Below are 18,593 nucleotides of genomic sequence, written 5' to 3' on the forward strand. Positions count from 1 at the left end.
AGAAGGGTAGCCACCTGTCCGGGCCTACTATCTGGCCTGTGGATCGCTGGGTCATACATCTCGATATGGACGCCTTTTTCGCGTCCGTCGAGCAGCTGACCCGGCCTACGCTGCGGGACCGTCCGGTGCTGGTCGGGGGCCTCGGTGGCCGTGGGGTGGTGGCGGGCGCGAGTTATCAGGCCCGCAGGTTCGGCGCCCGTTCGGCGATGCCGATGCACCAGGCGCGCCGGTTGGTCGGCGCCACTGCTGTGGTGTTGCCGCCGCGCGGTGCGGTGTACTCGGTGGCCAGTCGCCGCGCGTTGGATGCGGTGCGCGCCCTGGTACCGGTGCTCGAGCAGCTGTCGTTCGACGAGGCGTTCGGCGAGCCCGCCGAACTTGTCGGCGCTGACCTTGACAGGGCTCGGCAGTTCTGCGAAGACCTACGGGCCGCGGTGCGCGCCGAGACCGGCCTGGTGGCCTCGGTCGGTGCGGGCTCGGGCAAGCAGGTCGCCAAGATCGCGTCGGGGCTGGCCAAACCTGACGGGGTCCGGATCATCAGCGGTGACGAGCAGGGACCGCTCCTGGAAGGGTTGCCGGTGCGCCGTCTGTGGGGGATCGGGCCCGTCGCCGAGGAGAAACTGCACCGGCTGGGTATCGAGACCATAGGCGCGCTGGCGGCGCTCACCGATGCCGAGGCTGCCGATGTCCTCGGCGGCACCGTCGGCCCGGCGCTGCACCGGCTGGCTCGTGGCATCGATGACCGGCCGGTGGTCGAGCGCGCCGAGGCCAAACAGATCAGCGCCGAGTCCACGTTCCAGGTCGACCTGACCACCCTGGATCAGTTGCGCGCGAGCATCGTTCCCATCGCCGAGCACGCTTACCGGCGGCTGCAGCGCGATGGCCGCGGTGCCCGCACCGTGACGGTCAAACTGAAGAAGTCCGACATGAGCACGCTGACCCGGTCGGCCACGCTGCCGTACGCCACCACCGATCCGTCGACGCTGACGGCGACGGCCCGCCGGCTGCTGCTCGACCCCATCGAGATCGGTCCGATTCGCCTTGTGGGCGTCGGGTTTTCGGGTCTGACCGATGCGCGGCAGGAATCGTTGTTCCCGGAACTCGAGATGATGGACGGCTCTGATGTCGCGACGTCCGCCGGTCAGACGGGCCCGGTGAGTGCTCCGCCGACCGAATCCCCGTGGCGCGTCGGGGACGACGTCCAGCATCCGGATCACGGGCACGGTTGGGTGCAGGGAGCCGGGCACGGTGTCATGACGGTGCGCTTCGAAACCCGGGCCAGCGGGCCCGGCGTGGCCCGCACCGTCTCGGCTGACGATCCGCAGATCACCCGTGCCGACCCGATCGACAGCCTCGACTGGCAGGAATACCTGGCGCAGTTGCCGACGGACGACAGCGTGGATTAGCCGCGGTGCGGTGGCATACCGCCGGGCGCACCGGGGCCGGCGGCAGCCATCTCTGTCCGGCCTGGCTGGCCCTTCCCGGCTGGTTTGCCGCTTGTGCTGAGCAGCGGCATCAGATCCGCGGCGATGAGGGGAGCCAGTTCAACGCTGATGTCCGTCGTCATGTGGTGTCCGTCGCGGTAGACGAGGGTGTCACCGAGGATGCCCGGACAGATGCTGTCGTTGCACAGATAGTCGTCGTAATCCAGATACGTGAACGCACCGGCGGCGGCCAGCTCCTGCTCGGCCCGGCGGACCCGGTCATCCAACGCTGTTGTCCGCGGCAGCGCACACCGCTGGGTGTCGGTGAGGAAGAGACTCAGGCAGTAGGACGGCGGGACACCGGTGGCCGGGGTGTCGGCGAGGACCGCAACACGCGATGGCGAGGGGAGTCGTTCGAGTGTGTCTGCCAGAGCTTTTCGCCAGTGCGCTGTCGGGTCTGCGTCGTCGCGCACGTAGCTGGTTCCCCAACCCCCGAGAACGATCAGCGCGGGCTTGGACACGGCGAGGCTGGCCAGTACGGCTTCGCGCCACCGGTCGCAGCGCGAGTAGTGCGCGGCATGAATCTCTGCCGACGGGCAGTGACTCTTGGTGCGGTTGTCCAGCCGGATCAAGCCCTGTTCGGCCAACTTGGACAGTGCCGGATACCACTGTGCGGCATGGGAATCGCCGAACAGGACGACCACCGGCGCCGACGGATTGGTCCCGCTCACGCAGCCGACCGGATCGGTCGACCATTCGTCGCGGTGGCAGTGATTGGCATAGATGACGGGCTGGGCGCTCTCGGCGGCGGACAGCCGGGGGTGGAGATTGTTGGGCACGTACGGGGTCCCGGCGGGCTTGAGGCTGAGCGCTGCCTGCGCGGCGGTCCGGCCCGCATCCAGCGCCGGATGGTGTGCGACCGCAACTGCGAGGACCACCGCGCTGACGGCAACCATGGCGCCCACCGTCGCGGTGAGCGTGCGGCGCGGGCGTGCGGAGTTCAGCCATTCCAGGCGCTGACCAGGCTGTTCGACATAGGTGTAGAGCAGCCACGCCAGGGAAACACATGCCGCGACGATCGCAACTCGAAGCCACATCGGTGACGTCTGCTGGTAGCCGGTTGCCGCGACGGGAAGGACCAGCACTGGCCAGTGCACGAGGTACAGCGAGTACGAGATGTCGCCGATCCAGGCGCACGGGCGCAGGCTCAGTAGCGCACCGGGGCCGCGGCGGACGGGCCCGGCTGCGATGAGCAGTGCGGTGCCGGCCACGGGTATCGCCACCGCGTATCCGGGGTAATCCGTGGCTGTGGAGAACAGCATGCCGCTGCCCACGATGGCCGCGAGTCCCGTCCAGCCGGCGATTGCGCCGACCCGGTCGCCGAAAACCCGTTCGCGGTTCAGCAGTGCGAATGCGACCAGAGTGCCCAGCCCGAATTCCCACATCCGCGGGAACAGGATGAAGAACGCGTTCGGCTGTGAGAAGCCGGTCAACCACACGCACAGTGCGAACGACACCGCGACGATGCCGGCGATGGCCGCAACCCTGCGGGTCCGCTGCTTGCACAGCCCGAACAGCCACACGAGCAGTACCGGCCACAGCAGGTAGAACTGCTCCTCCACGCCGAGGGACCAGTAGTGCATGAAAAGCGACGGCGTCTTGTCGGCGAGATAGTCGGTCGCACGGTAGGCGAACACCACGTTGGGGACGTAGAACGTGGCGGCGACGGCATCCTTGACGACGTGGCCGAACTGCAGCGGAGACACCCAGCATGCGGCGGCGGCCACCGTCGCGACGATGACGGTCAACGCGGCCGGCAGCAGTCGCCGCACCCGCCGCGCGTAGAACGCGCCGTACCGGATGTGCCCACGGTCCCGCAGCTCACCCAACAAGTGGCTGCTGATGAGGAAGCCAGAGATCACGAAGAACACGTCGACGCCGACGTAGCCGCCGCCGACGCCGGGAACATCGGCGTGGAACAGCACGACCAGAGCCACTGCGACGGCGCGCAGGCCCTGGATGTCGAGGCGTTTCAGTTGTTTGCGGTGGCTGGTCGTCGCCGTCAGCTCGGTGCCTTTCCCCGGAAGTTTGGCGAGGGGAAATTATCACTGGCTCGCAAATTGGGTGTGCTTCGAAGCCGCACGTTGTCCACCCACGGGGACGGTTCGGCTAAGCCCACTCAGCGAACAGCTCGGCAGCGGGTGTCCCGGAGGCCAGCGCCGCCATCAGCAGCACCCGGGCCTGAGCGGCCCGCAGCCCGCCGGCCGACACGGCGCCGGCATCCAGCAATGCCCGGCCCGGGCCGTAGCCCGACGTGACGCGCGTGCCAGGTACCCGCGTCGCTATCGCTACGGCGATACCGTCGGCGCACAGTCGCTGCACGCCGGTGAGCACCTTGGACCCCGCGTTGCCCGAGCCGAGTGATTCGAGCACGATGCCGCCGGCGCCGGCGGCGGCAAACGCGTCCATGGCCAGTGCATCGCTACCGGCATAGGCCGTGACGATGTCGACGCGCGGCGCCGCCGTCGCCTTCAGTGCACCCAGCAGTGGTCGTCGTTTGACGGCGTCGGGAACGAACGAACCGTCCCTGATCGACCCGACGGCGGTGCCGACCAGACCGTGGCCGGCTTTCGTCATGCCCAGTGGTTGCCACACCCGGCCGGCCATGCTGACCAGCACCCCGAGATCACGCGCGGCCGGACTGGCGGCGACGGTGATCGCGTCCCGCAGGTTGGCCGGACCGTCGGCGTCGGGTGCGTCGCTGCTGCGCATGGCGCCGGTCAGCACCACTGGCACCGCGCCGGCATACGTGATGTCGAGCCACAGTGCGGTCTCTTCCATGGTGTCGGTGCCGTGGGTGATGACGATTCCATCGGCATCTCCGGCCGCCAGTACCGCAGCCCCGATCCGGTCCCAGTCGGTCGGGGTCAGCTCGGAGCTGTCGACGGACATGAGGTCCACGGTGTCGACCTGGACGCCGGTTCCGAGGCTGCCCACCAGGTCGGTGGCGCTGCGCGTCGGCCGAGCTATTCCATCTTGGTCGATGCTGGTGGCGATGGTGCCTCCGGTGGCGATCACGACGACGCGAGTCATAGGCGGAATTGTTCCTCACGACGTCTTTGGGATGATGGGGGCGTGACTGATGAATCCACGGAGCCGGAGGCGACCGAGCTGGCGGAGCCGCAGGCGACCGCGACCACCGGACCTGGGGCGACCACGCAGCCTCGGACCCAGGCCGCCCCGCGGCGGCTGTGGCTACTGCTGGTGGTGGCGGCGGTGGTGCTGGGCCTTGATGTGGTGACCAAGGTGCTGGCGGTGAAGCTGCTGGTGCCCGGTCAGCCGGTCGAGATCGTCGGCGACACCATCACCTGGACACTGGTCCGCAACTCTGGTGCGGCCTTTTCGATGGCCACCGGTTACACCTGGGTGCTGACGTTGATCGCCACCGGCGTGGTGGTGGGCATCATCTGGATGGGGCGGCGCCTGGTCTCGTGGTGGTGGGCGCTCGGCCTGGGGATGATCCTCGGCGGCGCGGTGGGCAATCTGATGGACCGGTTCTTCCGCTCCCCAGGGCCGTTGCGCGGGCACGTGGTGGATTTTCTTTCCGTCGGCTGGTGGCCGGTGTTCAACGTTGCCGATTCCGCGGTGGTGTGCGGGGCAGTGCTGTTGGTCGGGCTGTCCGTGTTCGGCTTCGATTTCGACACCGAGGGCAAGCGCCCGCCGGAGCCGGATGCCGAGGCAGGGTCGGAGCCGGCCACTGCGGCCGTCGACGAAGCTGAAACCGGCCGATGAGCAGCCGTTCGATGCCGGTCCCCGAAGGATTGGCCGGAATGCGGGTGGACGCGGGCCTGTCTCGGCTGCTGGGCTTGTCGCGCACCGCGGTCGCGACGATCGCCGAAGACGGCGGCGTCGATATCGACGGTGCACCGGCGGCGAAGTCGGACAAACTGGTGGCGGGCTCCTGGCTGGAGGTCCGGCTGCCGGAGGCGCCGGCCCCGGTGGAGAACACGCCGCAGGAGATCGAGGGCATGGCGATCCTCTACGCCGACGATGACATCGTGGCGGTGGACAAGCCGGCCGGGGTGGCGGCGCACGCTTCGTTGGGCTGGACCGGCCCCACGGTCCTCGGCGGGCTGGCCGCGGCGGGCTTCCGGATCAGCACCTCGGGTATCCACGAGCGACAGGGCATCGTGCACCGTCTGGATGCCGGCACGTCCGGTGTCATGGTGGTGGCGCTGTCCGAGCGGGCGTACACCGTGCTCAAGCGGGCGTTCAAGCACCGCACCGTGGACAAGCGGTACCACGCGCTGGTGCAGGGCCACCCGGATCCGTCCAGCGGCACCATCGACGCGCCGATCGGCCGGGCCCGGGGCAATGACTGGAAGTTCGCGGTCACCGAGGGCGGCCGGCACAGTGTCACGCACTACGACACCGTCGAGGCGTTCGTCGCGGCAAGCCTGCTCGATGTGCACCTCGAGACCGGCCGCACCCATCAGATTCGGGTGCACTTCTCGGCACTACACCACCCGTGTTGCGGGGACCTGACCTACGGGGCGGATCCGACGCTGGCGAAAAAGCTTGGGCTCCAGCGGCAGTGGCTGCATGCGCGTTCGCTGGGCTTCGCGCACCCGGCTGACGGCCGGTGGATCGAGATCACCAGCGAGTACCCGCCGGAATTGCAGCACGCCCTGGACGTGTTGCATCGTCAGTGACCATTACCGCGACGGCCACTTCGAATCAGAACCGGGGATTGCTCCTCGGGCTCGGCGCCTACGGATCGTGGGGTCTGTTTCCCGCGTTCTTCCCGCTGCTCAAGCCGGCGAGTGCGTTCGAGGTGTTGGCCCATCGCATTGTGTGGACCGTCTTGCTGATGTTCGTGGTGCTGGCCGTCGGCCGCCGCCTGGGTGACCTGCGCCGGCTGTCGGGCCGCACCTGGGGACTGCTGGTGTGCGCCTCGGCCCTGATCTCGCTCAACTGGGGCATCTACATCTACGCCGTCAGCAACGGCCACGTGGTCGACGCTGCGCTGGGCTATTTCATCAACCCGCTGGTGAGCGTGGCGCTGGGCGTCGCGCTGTTCGGTGAGCGGTTGGGGCGCGCGCAGGCGGCGGCGCTGGCCATCGCCGTGGCCGCGGTGATCGTGCTGGCGGTGCAGGGCGGTGAGATCCCGGTGATCGGTCTCGGCGTGGCGATATCTTTCGGTGTGTACGGCGCGGTGAAGAAGGTGGTTCGCGCCGACCCGCGGGTCAGTGTCGGCGTCGAAGCCGGGGTGGCCGCCCCGTTCGCGCTGGCCTATCTCGTCGTTCTCACCGTCGCCGGGCAGGCGACAGTCCCATCCCTGGGGCCAGGCCATACCGTCCTGATGATGTTGTGCGGCCCGGTGACGGCGCTGCCGTTGTTGATGTTTGCCGGTGCGGCGCAACGGCTCCCGCTGGTCACCATGGGTCTGTTGCAGTACCTGACCCCGGCGTTGCAGATGGCGTGGGGTGTCTTCGTCGGTCACGAGCCCATGCCGGGCGGGCGGTGGGCCGGCTTCGTGCTGATCTGGCTCGCCCTTGTCGTCTTCACCGGCGACGCGGTGTTGCGCAACCGGTCGGGCGCACGGGTCAGTGTGTCCGTCTGAAGATGTGGAAGTCGGCGAAGCTGGTGTTGTCCGGGTCCTTCTTCGAGTACGGATAGGCGTTCGGGATTCGCTCGGTAAGGACGAAATCGGCGCGGTTGGCCTCGACCCACCGGGTGAACTCTCGGTGTCGGACGTGCGGTGATGACCAGGCCTTGTCTTCATTGCTCGCGTAAACGATGACGAACTTGATACCGGCATCGAACAGGCGGTGCATGTATGCGTCGAATACGTCGTCTTCCACCAAGTGGTAGATCACATCAAGAGACAATGCGAGGTCGGCTTTGTCCGCATCGGTTACTTCACTGGTGTGAAGAAATGACATCGAACGGTCGGCACTGAATTTGTGGCGCGTTGCTTCGATGACAGTTCGGGAGACGTCGACGCCAACGTAGGAGGGGTACCGTGCCAGGGCTAATTGCGCCCCATCGCCCGACCCGAACTCGATGACACTCTCAATATCGTTGTTTGCGACAAAGTCGTTGAGAACATCGGCTTTGAACTCCGCGAGCCGGTTGTACGACCCGGCACCCGAATTTCCGCCACGCCGATAACGCTCTTCCCAATAGTTGCGCGAGCTATCGAATTCCGAAGGCTTCAGCAGCTTTCGCAGCGCATTCTGAAATCGATGAACCCGATCATCCAATGACCGCACGCCTTTATCCATGGCTTCTGTTTCTTCTCGCAATTCGAATCGCATCAGGATGCGTCAGTTGTCGGCGGTGGCGGGGCGGCTGTTGTCGGACAGCCACGCCCGTCGAGTCTGTTCGGAGATGGCGTCGTTGGCGGTCCCGCGACCGTCCCAGAGCCCCCCGCCCGACACGGTGACTCTGGGCCACCAGTAGGCGGCGACATCGCGGACCTGACGGATCGGCGTTCCGGTCGCTACGGCGGCGTAGTGCAGCCAGTAATCGTCGGCCATGGGACACACCGCGGTGAACTCGTCGCCGCGGTCTCGGAGCGTGCAGAGGAGTTCGGGGGGATAGGCGACGCCGGACACGCCGGTCGCAAAGACGGTCTCGGACGCCTCGGTCGTGGTGCACAGTGGCCAGGCGCGGTAGGGCGCTGCCGACCGGGTGCGGGCGCGGAACGCCGTCACCTCGCCAGGCCGGTGGGCCTCGAGGAGCTCGGCCAGCCAGTTGGCCGGGTAGTAGACGTCGTCGTCTGCGGTGACGAGGACGCGTTCGGGTTCGTCGTGCAGTATCTCGTTGACATACGGAAAGTACTTCTTGTGCGGGCCGTAATCCCGGCAGTGCCTGATCTCCAGCCCGCGCGCCAGCAACCGCCGCAGAGGTGCTGGTGGGTCGGTGACCACGGCGTCGTCATCAAGCCACAGGATCAGGCGGTGCGGCTTGACGGTACCCAGCCCAATGGTCTCGATTGTTTGCCAAACCGACGAAATTCGTTTGCCGTAGCTGGTCAATGAGACATTTGCGTCGCCGTCACCGATTACCGGATCTGCCGATTTGCGATTAATTAGTCGCAGCCGCGGGCTCAGGAGGAAGAATTCAGTCCAGGTCAAAACCCAGTCGACTGGAGTCCTCGGATTAATACCGGCGTTGCGCATGGCCCTCCCAGACCTCTTCATAGGCGTGTCGATCGGCGTAATCCCAGGCTGGGGCTCTGTGCTGTGAATGCGGAGCTGGCGCCGGAATTGTTTTGATGCGGCATTTGGCACCCTAACGCGAGTGTAGATTTTTCGCAGTCAACCGTGGTCGAATACTGGTGTGGGGAATCCCGAGCTGTGTGCGCCGATGCCTGTCGCATGTTTAGGTCTGGACTTGCATTAGTTACCTACCGTCCCGTGTGCGGATCTCTTGGATGAGGTTCGCTGACCCGGTGCCGGGCTACGTGTCGGCGGTCACTAAGGGTAGCCACAGCTACGTCGTGTGATGTACCAAGAGACGACTGTCCAGCTTGTCCACAGCAAGCAGGCATCAAGTAGCAAGGAAAGATCGTTCATGGTGTGGACGTTTCCTGTAAATCTTCCCGTGCTACGGGGCGTCGCAAAGCGGTGTGGGGTTTGCTCGGACATGATCGACGGATTGCCTCCCCCCGGGGTGGCGCGAACTGCAAGAACGTGGAGTTCAGCTAGATGAGATTGAGCGTGATTGGAACGGGCTATCTGGGTGCCGTTCACGCCGCCTGCATGGCCAAACTGGGCCACGAGGTCGTCGCGTACGACACCGATGCGGCGAAGATCGCGACGCTCTCGGCCGGAACTTCGCCGTTTTATGAACCGGGTTTCGATGCTCTACTCGCGACCGTGCTGGAGACCGGCCGGCTCCGGTTCACCCACTCCGTGGAAGAGGCGGTGTCCGGCGCTGCGGTGCACTTCGTCTGTGTCGGGACGCCCCAGCAGGCGGGCTCAGATGCGGCCAATATCGAGTATGTCGACAGTGCGTTCCGGGCGGTAGCCGCCAATGCGGACTGCGATGGACTGATCATCGGAAAGTCGACTGTGCCGGTGGGTACGGCCCAGCGCCTCGCCGCGGAGCTGGCTGCGACGCCGTCGCCGCACCGTCTCGAAATCGCGTGGAATCCCGAATTCCTCCGCGAGGGCAAGGCAATTGAAGACACCCTCCGGCCGGATCGGCTGGTATTCGGTGTCACTTCCGAGACTGCGGAAAAGACACTGCAAGAGGTCTACGGCTCGCTGCTCGACGCCGGCACGCCACACTTGACCGCGGACCTTCCCACGTCTGAACTGGTGAAGGTCGCCGCGAACGCCTTTCTGGCAACCAAGATTTCGTTCATCAACGCGATGGCCGAGGTGTGCGAGGTCGTCGACGCCGACGTGGTGATGCTCAGCCGCGCACTGGGGTACGACGACCGGATCGGTGCCCGTTTCCTCAACGCGGGCTTGGGTTTCGGCGGCGGATGCCTGCCAAAAGACATCCGCGCCTTCAGCGCCAGAGCCGGCGAGCTCGGTGCGTCGGACGCGCTCAGATTCCTGCACGAAGTCGACAAGATCAACATTCGCCGGCGGGAGAAGGCGGTTGCCGTGGCGAGTGCCATCGTCGGCGGTGACTTCCTGGGTAAGAGCATCGCCGTACTGGGCGCCGCCTTCAAGCCGAACAGTGACGATGTCCGCGATTCGCCCGCGCTGAACGTCGCTGCCGCCATGCATTTGAAGGGTGCCGACGTACGCGTCCATGACCCGAAGGCGATCGAAAACGCCAAGGGACGGTTTCCGACGCTCGGCTACTTCGACAGTGCCGAGGACGCGTGCCGAAATGCGGATCTGATCGTGCTGGCCACAGAATGGGACGAGTACTGCAACCTCGATCCCGTCGCGTTCCGGTCTGTCGTCAGAGAGCCTCGTCTCCTCGACACCCGCAACGCGATGGACCGTGAGTTTTGGATTGGCGCCGGCTGGCAGGTGTTTACGTTGGGCCGCGGCGGATTGAACGCTATTCAGGGGGCATGAAGCATGGCGAAGCAGACAATCGAGGTGATCGTTCCGGTCCGCGACATGGCCGGCCATCTGCCGAAGCTCCTGCGGCCACTGATGGCACAGCTCGCCGATGGTGATCGGGTCACTGTGGTCGACGACGCGTCCAGTGACGACACCGCTAGCGTGGCGCGTTTCTCGGGCGCCAACGTCGTGACGCTGACCGACAGCAAGGGTCCGTACTACGCCCGCCAGGTCGCCGCCAGCAGATCGACCGCCGACACGCTGCTGTTCATCGACGGCCGTTGTCGGCCTTTGCCGGGTCTGCTCGACGCGCATCGCGAACTTCAGCGGCGACCGGGAGTTGCGTTGTCCTGCACCAACGTTCGTACCGTCTGGGGTCCGACCCTGGCCGCCCGGATGGCAGCCAGGATGCAGCCCTTCATGCTGCCTCGCGGGGGTGGGGCGATGAAGGCGACCGTCGGGATCGTGCCGCCCCGGCCCGACTACTACCCAACCTGCAATCTGGGTATCGACCGGGACGCCTTCGAGAAGGTGGGTGGCTTCCGGGCGATGCGCGGCGGTGGGGACCTCGATATCTGTTGGCGTATCCAGGAACAGTCGCACGGCACGATTGCCACCGACACCCGCGTGCTGATGGAGTGGGAGCCGCGAACCTCCATTCGGGACCTGGCCAGCCAGTGGAAACGCTATGGGAACAGCAATGCGTACCTGCGCTGGGCGCACCGCAACGACGGCTTGGGCGGAGGTACGGGCCCCGCGCCGCGAATCTCTCCGGTTGCTGCCTGGACGACGCTGCGCACCGAATTGCGGCGGCCGCCATCCGAATTGGCGGCGACCGCGGTGGTCGGTATCGCGTTTCAGTACGGCTACTTCGCCGCTCGCTGGAAGCAGTCAGAGTTCGACATGCCGGTCCATTTTTCAGTTCCCGAGGCTCCTGCGCCCGTCGAGCGGCCGGTGTCTGACGACCCAGCCGTCGCTAGCTGACCGTCACCATCTGATTCGACGGCTCAGCCGTCGACTTTGCCGCCCTCGACTGACGCGCGGTATCCGCGCAACATCACCGGCACGAACGCCGCACCGATGGCAGCGGCCCACAGCACCGTCAGCAGCATCGGCCACCACACCTCACCGCCCGTCGACAGCCCGCGCATGGCCGCCACAGCCGGGGCGATCGGCTGGTATTCCGCGAGCGGACGCAGCAACGCCGGCACTTTGTCGGCCGGGATGAGCGTGGCGAAGGCCAGCCCCATGCAGAACGACTGGGTCCAGGTGAGGATGATCCGGCCCTGTGGTCGCAGGGCCAGCGTGATCACGATGGTCGCAAAAACGACGACGATGATGACCGGAACCATCAGGTAGACCAGTAGATCGATCCAGCCGCCTTCGAATCGGAAACCCATCGCGTAGCCCGTTGCCACGACGAATGCCGAAGCCGCGAAGGTGCGTAGCGCCTCGGCCAACAGCGCGCCGGTCAGCGGGGCCGTCCGGTGCACAGGCATGATCCACAGTCTGGTCAGCAGGCCACTGTCGCGGTCGTACGGCACCGCCAGGCCGGCGCCAATGGCACCTGACATCGCGCCCGCGAGTGTGCACACCGGGATCAGCACGTCCATGCCGCTGTTGCCGGTCAACCGAACCATCGATTTGCCGACCAACAGCCCGTAGACCACCAGCAGCAAGGCCGGAAAGAGTAGCGCCTGCATCGGCACCATCGGGTATCGACGCCACTGTTTGAACAGCCGGCCCGCGAAGATCCAGCTTTCGGTGAGTAGCGAATGTTGGTGCTGGGTGGTCGAATTCACGATTCTCGCCCCTGAAGTCGAACGGCGAACGTGCCGAAAACGAGCAGCAGCCCGATGCACCACGCGAGGCTGGTACCCAGATTGCTCATCGCCACATCGCCGCTGGTGAAGCCACGCATGGTCTCGGTGATCTGGGAGATCGGCTGGTATCGAACGAAGGAATGCAGCCATGAGGGGAATGCCTCGAGGGGCGCCAGTCCGGTCGACAACATGACCAGGAGCAACTGCGGGATCATCAGCAGCTGGCTGGCGACCTCGGTGCGTCCGGCTTTGCTGCCGGTGGCGTCCGCGCCGAGGGACAACGCCAACGTCAGCGTCAGCGCCATCACGACGAACGCCGCGGTGTAGCCGAATCCGCAGGTCAGGCGAAAACCGAACAGATAGGCAGCCAGAATCGATGCCGCCAGCGCCAACACGCCGCGGATCAGGCAGTAGGCCATCCGCGCCATGAGCGGCGCGTACGGCGAGATGGGCAGCGTCCGCATCCGTGAGCCCAGCCCGCTGGCTTTTTCCCAGGCAGCGCGATCGGTGGTGGTGAGGGCGCCGAACAACATCGCCTGTACGACCACTGCGGGCAGGACGTACTGCTCGTAGCTCATGTGGCCGGTGGAGATGACGCCGCGCAGCAAGAACGTCAGGCCGATCAATGCCGAGACCGGCACCAGGACGGCGAAGGCCAGATCCAGTCGACCTCGCTGCAGGGTGCGAGCCGTCAGGAGAGCGAGTGCGTTCACTTCGAGGCGACCGGGCTGGTGAGGTGCAGGAACACCTCGTCGAGGGAGGGACGACGCAGCGAGATGTCGATGAGCTCGACACCGATGTCGTCCATGCGGCGGAACACCTCGGTCAGCGTTGCCACACCCTTGGGGGCGGGCACGGATACCGTGGTCGCGTCGCTGTCGACCTCGACGCCGTCGAAGTCCGAGAGTGCCGTTGCGATGCGTGGCAGGTCGTCCGGATGCAGCGGCGTCATCTCGCAGTAGCTGGTACCGGTCTGACGTTTGAGTTCATCGGCGGTGCCGCTGGCGACGATCTGCCCGGCGTTGAGGATGACGATGGAATCGCTGAGGAGGTCAGCTTCCTCCAGGTACTGGGTCGTCAGCAGCACGGTGATGCCCTGGGCCTTCATCGAGGACACCAGATTCCAGACATCGCGACGACTGCGCGGGTCCAGGCCGGTGGTCGGCTCATCAAGGAAAAGCACCTTCGGCTGCACAACAAGGGATACCGCGATATCAATGCGACGGCGCATACCGCCGGAATAACTGCTGACCTGTCGGTCGGCGGCGTGGCCCATATCGAATTGCGAAATCAATTCGTCTGCTCGGCTGCGGGCTTGACCGCGCCGCAGGCCGCGCAGCCGGCCGAACAGCACCAAGTTCTCTCGACCGGTCAGCCGGGGATCGAGTGCCGCATCCTGCCCGGTGACACCGATACTCTGGCGCACCTTCGCGGGTTCGCGAGCCACGTCGTAGCCGGCGACAATCGCTTGTCCAGAAGTCGGTTTGAGCAATGTCGACAGGATTTTGACCGTTGTGGTCTTCCCGGCGCCATTGTGCCCCAGCAACCCCAACACTGAGCCGGTGGGAACGGAAAAGCTCACGTCGCGGAGCGCGGGAACGGACCCGCCAAAAGTCTTGGCGACGTTAATGAGCTCGATCACGAACTCATACTCTTGCAGAGACCCACAGCGCATTCAATTCGAATAGTGCGCGCCTCGATGTGGACAACATCACCATGTGGCGCCGTTTGCCCGGCACCTCGAGACCGCAATCGGTTGCCGGATCTCTGCATTCGCGACAGATTTTCGGGCAAATGAATTGCGAGGCCCGTCGGTGCTGCAGAACGCGCCGTCGAGCAACTCGCGGGCGGGACGCCGTCTGTGCCGGTACCGAACTGATTCGTCCGATCCGGAGAGCGACGCACAGCGAGTTGGCTGAGTGCCGTCGCCGTTGCGGTTGACCAGGTATCAGCTATGTCATAGAGTTTGCTGAATTCGTTAATATCCCTTTCCTGTGCGAGGACGTGGCATGGTGCAACTCGATGTTCTGCCAGTGAAGGCAACGCGCCGGAGGGGCCGGCCCGCGGGCACTGATTCGGCTCAGACCCGGGCGCGCATCCTGGGTGCCGCGCGGGAAGTGATCGCGCTCCGTGGCTACCACGCCACCACCATTCAGGCCATTGCCGAAATCGCCGAGTTGAGCCGTCCCACGCTGCATTACCACTTCCAGACGCGCGAGGACATCTACCACTGCCTGCTCAATGAGATCGCGACCACGATCGATCTCTGCATCACCCGGGCGGGCGCGGAATCGACACTTCCGGGGCAGATTTCGGTGCTCATCACCGAATTGCGCAGTGCCGGTGTCCACGAACCGGAGAGCGTGGCGCTGTTGATCAGTTCCTACCTCGAGGCCGACCGCCTTCCGGCCCCGCGGCGCGACGCGAAGGCTGCCGTCCGCAAATTCATGGACGGGGCGGTGCGGGACGCGGTGGCGCGCGGCGAACTGCCTGCCGATACAGCTGTGGCCCCTGTGGCCGATCTGCTCTACACCGTGGTGTGGGGACTCGGGTTCTACGCCGGGCTCATGGACGATCGGGACCGCGTCGAGGCGGTAACTAAGCAACTGCAACACGTGTTGCACATGGGGTTGCTGGTGGGTCCCATGGCAACGGAGGTTGAGGCGACCGAGGGCCGCGTGCCCGTGGGTGCCGCGGCGTCGTCGTAGTCCTTCCGGCGACACAGCACCCGACACGCCGAACCGTGTCGGTGGCCCGTCTTAGACTGGCAGCCCTATGAGCCAGTTCGTGCACCTCCACAATCACACCGAGTACTCGATGCTGGACGGTGCCGCGAAGGTCAAGCCCATGATCACCGAGGCGCTGCGGCTGGGCATGCCGGCCATCGGCATGACCGACCACGGAAACATGTTCGGCGCCAGCGAGTTCTACAACATCGCCACCAAAGAGGGCATCAAGCCGATCATCGGCATCGAGGCGTACATCGCGCCGGCGTCCCGCTTCAACACGAAGCGCATCACGTGGGGTGATCCCAGCCAGAAGGGCGACGACGTCTCGGGTAGTGGTTCATACACCCACATGACCATGCTCGCGGAGAACGCGACCGGCCTGCGCAACCTGTTCAAGCTGTCGTCGCTGGCTTCCTTCGAGGGTCAGCTCGGTAAGTGGTCGCGCATGGATGCGGAGATCATCGCCGAGCATTCCGCGGGCATCATCGCCACCACCGGCTGCCCGTCGGGTGAGGTGCAGACCCGGTTGCGGCTCGGTCACGAACAAGAGGCCATCGAGGCTGCCGCGAAATGGCAGGAGATCTTCGGGAAGGAGAATTTCTTCCTGGAGTTGATGGACCACGGCATCGAGATCGAGCGCCGGGTTCGTGAGGGCCTGCTGGACATCGGCAAGAAGCTGGGCATCCGGCCGTTGGCGACCAACGACTGCCACTACGTCACCCGGGAGGCGTCGCACAACCACGAGGCGCTGCTGTGTATCCAGACCGGTAAGACGCTGTCCGACCCCACGCGGTTCAAGTTCGACGGTGACGGCTACTACCTCAAGTCCGCGGCCGACATGCGGGCCATGTGGGACGAGCAGGTGCCCGGTGCCTGCGACTCGACGCTGCTGATCGCCGAGCGCGTCGAGTCTTATGCCGACGTCTGGAAGTTCCACGACCGGATGCCGGTCTTCCCGGTACCCGAAGGAGAGACGCAGGCCACTTGGCTGCGTAAGGAGGTGCTGCGTGGCCTGGACCGGCGCTTCCCGGCTGGCCCGCCTCAGGAGTACCTCGACCGTGCAGATTATGAGATCAGCGTCATCGTGCAGATGGGCTTCCCGGCGTACTTTCTTGTCGTCGGTGACCTCATCAGCCACGCTCGCGAAGTCGGTATCTGGGTCGGCCCGGGCCGAGGTTCGGCAGCAGGTTCGCTGGTCGCATGGGCGATGGGCATCACCAATATCGACCCCATCCCGCACGGTCTGCTGTTCGAGCGCTTCCTCAATCCCGAGCGCGTGTCGATGCCCGATATCGATATCGACTTCGACGACCGCCGGCGCGGCGAGATGGTGCGGTACGCCAGCGAGAAGTGGGGGAGCGATCGCGTCGCCCAGGTCATCACCTTCGGTACCATCAAAACCAAAGCGGCGCTGAAAGATTCGGCGCGCGTCCACTACGGGCAGCCGGGCTTCGCCATCGCCGACCGGATCACCAAGGCGCTGCCGCCGCCGATCATGGCCAAGGACATCTCGGTGGCGGGCATCACCGATCCCAACCATGAGCGGTACAAGGAAGCCGCCGAGGTCCGTGCGCTGATCGACACGGACCCCGACGTGCGCACCATCTACGAGACCGCACGGGGCCTCGAGGGTCTGGTCCGCAACGCGGGTGTGCACGCCTGCGCGGTGATCATGAGCTCCGAGCCACTGATCGATGCGATCCCGATGTGGAAGCGCGCCCAGGACGGCGCCATCATCACCGGCTGGGACTACCCGTCGTGTGAGGCCATCGGCCTGTTGAAGATGGACTTCCTGGGCCTGCGCAACCTCACCGTCATCGGTGACGCGCTGGAGAACATCAAGGCCAACCGTGGCATCGATCTCGATCTCGATCACCTGGGTCTCGATGACCCGAAAACCTATGAACTGCTGGCGCGCGGCGACACGCTCGGGGTGTTCCAGCTCGACGGGTCCGCGATGCGTGATCTGCTGAAACTGATGCGGCCGACCGGCTTTGAGGACATCGTGGCGGTTCTGGCGCTGTACCGGCCGGGCCCGATGGGTGTGGATGCGCACACCGACTACGCGAAGCGAAAGAACGGGCTCCAGGAGATCAGGCCCATCCACCCGGAGCTCGAAGAGCCGCTGCGTGACATCCTTTCTGAGACTTACGGTTTGATCGTTTACCAAGAACAGATCATGCACATCGCGCAGAAGGTGGCCGGCTACTCGCTCGGTCAAGCAGACCTGCTGCGCCGCGCGATGGGTAAGAAGAAGAAGGAAATCCTCGACGAGGCCTACGGCGGATTCGCCGACGGCATGAAGAAGAACGGCTTCTCACAGGCGGCCATCACCGCGTTGTGGGACACGGTGCTGCCGTTCGCCGGCTACGCGTTCAACAAGTCGCACGCTGCCGGGTACGGCCTGGTGTCGTTCTGGACCGCCTATCTCAAGGCCAACTATCCGGCCGAGTACATGGCCGGTCTGCTGACGTCGGTCGGTGACGACAAGGACAAGGCCGCGGTGTACCTGGCGGATTGCCGCCGCCTGGGAATTACGGTGCTGCCGCCGGATGTCAACGAGTCGGTGCACAACTTCGCCTCGGTCGGCAAAGACATCCGCTACGGCTTGGGCGGTGTGCGCAACGTCGGTGCCAACGTGGTGCAGTCCATCATCGCGGGCCGCACCGAGAAGGGGAAGTACACCGATTTCTCCGACTACCTCAGCAAGATCGACATCACGGCCTGCAACAAGCGGGTCACCGAATCTCTGGTCAAGGCAGGCGCTTTCGACTCCCTGGGCCATGCCCGCAAGGGCCTGTTCCTGGTGCACGCCGACGCGGTCGACTCGGTGCTCGGCACCAAGAAGGCCGAGGCCATGGGTCAGTTCGATCTGTTCGGCGGAGGTGATGCCGGCGATGCCGGAGATGCGGCCTTCACCATCAAGGTGCCCGAGGACGAGTGGGACGACAAGCACAAACTCGCCCTGGAGCGCGAGATGCTGGGCCTGTACGTTTCCGGCCATCCGCTCAACGGTGTCGCGCACCTGCTCAATGCGCAGGTGGACACCCAGATTACGGCCATCCTCGAGGGCGCTGTCGCCAACGACTCCCAGGTCCGCATCGGCGGCATTCTGGCGGGTGTGGTGCGACGGGTCAACAAACAGGGATTGCCCTGGGCCTCAGCGCAATTGGAGGATCTCAACGGTTCGGTCACGGTAAACTTCTTCCCGAAGACCTACGCCGTGTTCGGTGCCGACATCATGGACGACGCCATCGTGCTGGTGAGCGGCAAGGCCCGGGTCGAAGACGAGCGGGTGTCGATCTTCGCCAGTGACCTTGTGGTGCCGGACTTTTCGAATGCCCAGGCGGATCGGCCGCTCGCGGTAAGCCTGCCGACCCGGCAGTGCACCCCGGAGAAGGTCAGCGCACTCAAACAGGTGCTGTCGCACCATCCGGGCACCTCGCAGGTACATCTGCGGCTGATCAGCGGCGACCGCATCACCACGCTGGAGCTGGACCAGACCTTGCGGGTGACACCGTCGTCGGCGTTGATGGGTGACTTGAAGGCGCTGCTGGGTCCGGGCTGTCTCGGCGGGTAGTT

At 65.4% G+C, this 18,593-nt stretch carries 15 protein-coding genes; 8 read left to right on the plus strand and 7 right to left on the minus strand.

Annotation, left to right across the window (positions count from 1 at the left end):
- The first annotated feature begins 65 nt into the window (after window positions 1-65).
- On the plus strand, window positions 66-1,403 hold the full coding sequence (locus tag ACX12F_RS13725) for a DNA polymerase IV (RefSeq protein WP_459370345.1): 1,338 nt from the start codon (window positions 66-68) through the stop codon (window positions 1,401-1,403).
- Here ACX12F_RS13725 and ACX12F_RS13730 read toward each other — a convergent pair.
- Together ACX12F_RS13730 and ACX12F_RS13735 are read right to left on the minus strand one after the other, a co-directional pair.
- Window positions 1,400-3,418, minus strand: coding sequence for an acyltransferase family protein (locus ACX12F_RS13730; protein ID WP_459370067.1), 2,019 nt, complete (start codon window positions 3,416-3,418; stop codon window positions 1,400-1,402). The two genes, ACX12F_RS13725 and ACX12F_RS13730, sit on opposite strands and share 4 nt — an antisense overlap.
- 172 nt (window positions 3,419-3,590) lie before the next feature.
- Window positions 3,591-4,514 (minus strand): asparaginase, encoded by a 924-nt coding sequence (locus tag ACX12F_RS13735; protein WP_459370068.1) that lies wholly within the window; start codon window positions 4,512-4,514, stop codon window positions 3,591-3,593.
- Between the two features lie 42 nt (window positions 4,515-4,556).
- Between ACX12F_RS13735 and lspA the strand changes: the two genes are divergently transcribed.
- From lspA to rarD, 3 genes are read left to right on the plus strand one after another with little or no spacing between them, the layout of a single operon-like run.
- The gene (lspA, locus tag ACX12F_RS13740; protein ID WP_459370069.1) at window positions 4,557-5,213 is read left to right on the plus strand and encodes a signal peptidase II; all 657 of its coding nucleotides are present in this window, start codon (window positions 4,557-4,559) and stop codon (window positions 5,211-5,213) included.
- Entirely contained in the window at window positions 5,210-6,133 is a 924-nt protein-coding gene (locus ACX12F_RS13745; RefSeq protein ID WP_459370070.1) for an RluA family pseudouridine synthase, read from the plus strand. The genes lspA and ACX12F_RS13745 overlap by 4 nt, the downstream gene beginning before the upstream one ends.
- Window positions 6,130-7,044, plus strand: a complete 915-nt coding sequence (gene rarD, locus ACX12F_RS13750; protein ID WP_459370071.1) for an EamA family transporter RarD — start codon at window positions 6,130-6,132, stop codon at window positions 7,042-7,044. Before ACX12F_RS13745 ends, rarD begins: the two co-directional genes overlap by 4 nt.
- Here the strand turns inward: rarD and ACX12F_RS13755 are convergent.
- Window positions 7,028-7,741: a methyltransferase domain-containing protein gene (locus ACX12F_RS13755; RefSeq protein ID WP_459370072.1), complete on the minus strand. Its 714-nt coding sequence runs from the start codon at window positions 7,739-7,741 to the stop codon at window positions 7,028-7,030. The genes rarD and ACX12F_RS13755 overlap by 17 nt on opposite strands.
- Window positions 7,742-7,750: 9 nt before the next feature.
- Complete coding sequence (locus ACX12F_RS13760) at window positions 7,751-8,464, minus strand: hypothetical protein (protein WP_459370073.1); 714 nt, start codon at window positions 8,462-8,464, stop codon at window positions 7,751-7,753.
- Between the two features lie 672 nt (window positions 8,465-9,136).
- On the opposite strand from ACX12F_RS13760, the gene ACX12F_RS13765 reads away from it, so the two are divergent.
- Complete coding sequence (locus tag ACX12F_RS13765; RefSeq protein ID WP_459370074.1) at window positions 9,137-10,471, plus strand: UDP-glucose dehydrogenase family protein; 1,335 nt, start codon at window positions 9,137-9,139, stop codon at window positions 10,469-10,471.
- Between the two features lie 3 nt (window positions 10,472-10,474).
- On the plus strand, window positions 10,475-11,443 hold the full coding sequence (locus ACX12F_RS13770; RefSeq protein ID WP_459370075.1) for a glycosyltransferase family 2 protein: 969 nt from the start codon (window positions 10,475-10,477) through the stop codon (window positions 11,441-11,443).
- 23 nt (window positions 11,444-11,466) lie between these two features.
- Here ACX12F_RS13770 and ACX12F_RS13775 read toward each other — a convergent pair whose 3' ends face one another.
- Genes ACX12F_RS13775 through ACX12F_RS13785 form a run of 3 tightly spaced genes read right to left on the minus strand, consistent with a single transcriptional unit; the run spans window position 11,467 to window position 13,924 of the window.
- The gene (locus ACX12F_RS13775; protein ID WP_459370076.1) at window positions 11,467-12,261 is read right to left on the minus strand and encodes an ABC-2 transporter permease; all 795 of its coding nucleotides are present in this window, start codon (window positions 12,259-12,261) and stop codon (window positions 11,467-11,469) included.
- The gene (locus tag ACX12F_RS13780; RefSeq protein ID WP_459370077.1) at window positions 12,258-12,995 is read right to left on the minus strand and encodes an ABC transporter permease; all 738 of its coding nucleotides are present in this window, start codon (window positions 12,993-12,995) and stop codon (window positions 12,258-12,260) included. Before ACX12F_RS13780 ends, ACX12F_RS13775 begins: the two co-directional genes overlap by 4 nt.
- On the minus strand, window positions 12,992-13,924 hold the full coding sequence (locus ACX12F_RS13785) for an efflux ABC transporter ATPase subunit, DrrA-related (RefSeq protein WP_459370078.1): 933 nt from the start codon (window positions 13,922-13,924) through the stop codon (window positions 12,992-12,994). Before ACX12F_RS13785 ends, ACX12F_RS13780 begins: the two co-directional genes overlap by 4 nt.
- Window positions 13,925-14,291: 367 nt before the next feature.
- Between ACX12F_RS13785 and ACX12F_RS13790 the strand changes: the two genes are divergently transcribed.
- Together ACX12F_RS13790 and dnaE are read left to right on the plus strand one after the other, a co-directional pair.
- Window positions 14,292-14,990, plus strand: coding sequence for a TetR/AcrR family transcriptional regulator (locus tag ACX12F_RS13790; protein WP_459370079.1), 699 nt, complete (start codon window positions 14,292-14,294; stop codon window positions 14,988-14,990).
- A 67-nt stretch (window positions 14,991-15,057) separates the two neighbouring features.
- Window positions 15,058-18,591 (plus strand): DNA polymerase III subunit alpha, encoded by a 3,534-nt coding sequence (gene dnaE / locus ACX12F_RS13795; RefSeq protein WP_459370080.1) that lies wholly within the window; start codon window positions 15,058-15,060, stop codon window positions 18,589-18,591.
- Window positions 18,592-18,593: the final 2 nt, after the last annotated feature.

The organism is Mycolicibacterium sp. HS_4_1 (assembly GCF_054515875.1).

What these genes read in the sequence shown, in the direction of transcription:
- ACX12F_RS13725 (WP_459370345.1), top strand. Translation starts at nt 66, where the DNA reads ATGGACGCCTTTTTCGCGTCCGTCGAGCAGCTGACCCGGCCTACGCTG.
- ACX12F_RS13735 (WP_459370068.1), bottom strand. Translation starts at nt 4,514, where the DNA reads ATGACTCGCGTCGTCGTGATCGCCACCGGAGGCACCATCGCCACCAGC.
- ACX12F_RS13745 (WP_459370070.1), top strand. Translation starts at nt 5,210, where the DNA reads ATGAGCAGCCGTTCGATGCCGGTCCCCGAAGGATTGGCCGGAATGCGG.
- ACX12F_RS13755 (WP_459370072.1), bottom strand. Translation starts at nt 7,741, where the DNA reads ATGCGATTCGAATTGCGAGAAGAAACAGAAGCCATGGATAAAGGCGTG.
- ACX12F_RS13765 (WP_459370074.1), top strand. Translation starts at nt 9,137, where the DNA reads ATGAGATTGAGCGTGATTGGAACGGGCTATCTGGGTGCCGTTCACGCC.
- ACX12F_RS13770 (WP_459370075.1), top strand. Translation starts at nt 10,475, where the DNA reads ATGGCGAAGCAGACAATCGAGGTGATCGTTCCGGTCCGCGACATGGCC.
- ACX12F_RS13790 (WP_459370079.1), top strand. Translation starts at nt 14,292, where the DNA reads ATGGTGCAACTCGATGTTCTGCCAGTGAAGGCAACGCGCCGGAGGGGC.
- dnaE (WP_459370080.1), top strand. Translation starts at nt 15,058, where the DNA reads ATGAGCCAGTTCGTGCACCTCCACAATCACACCGAGTACTCGATGCTG.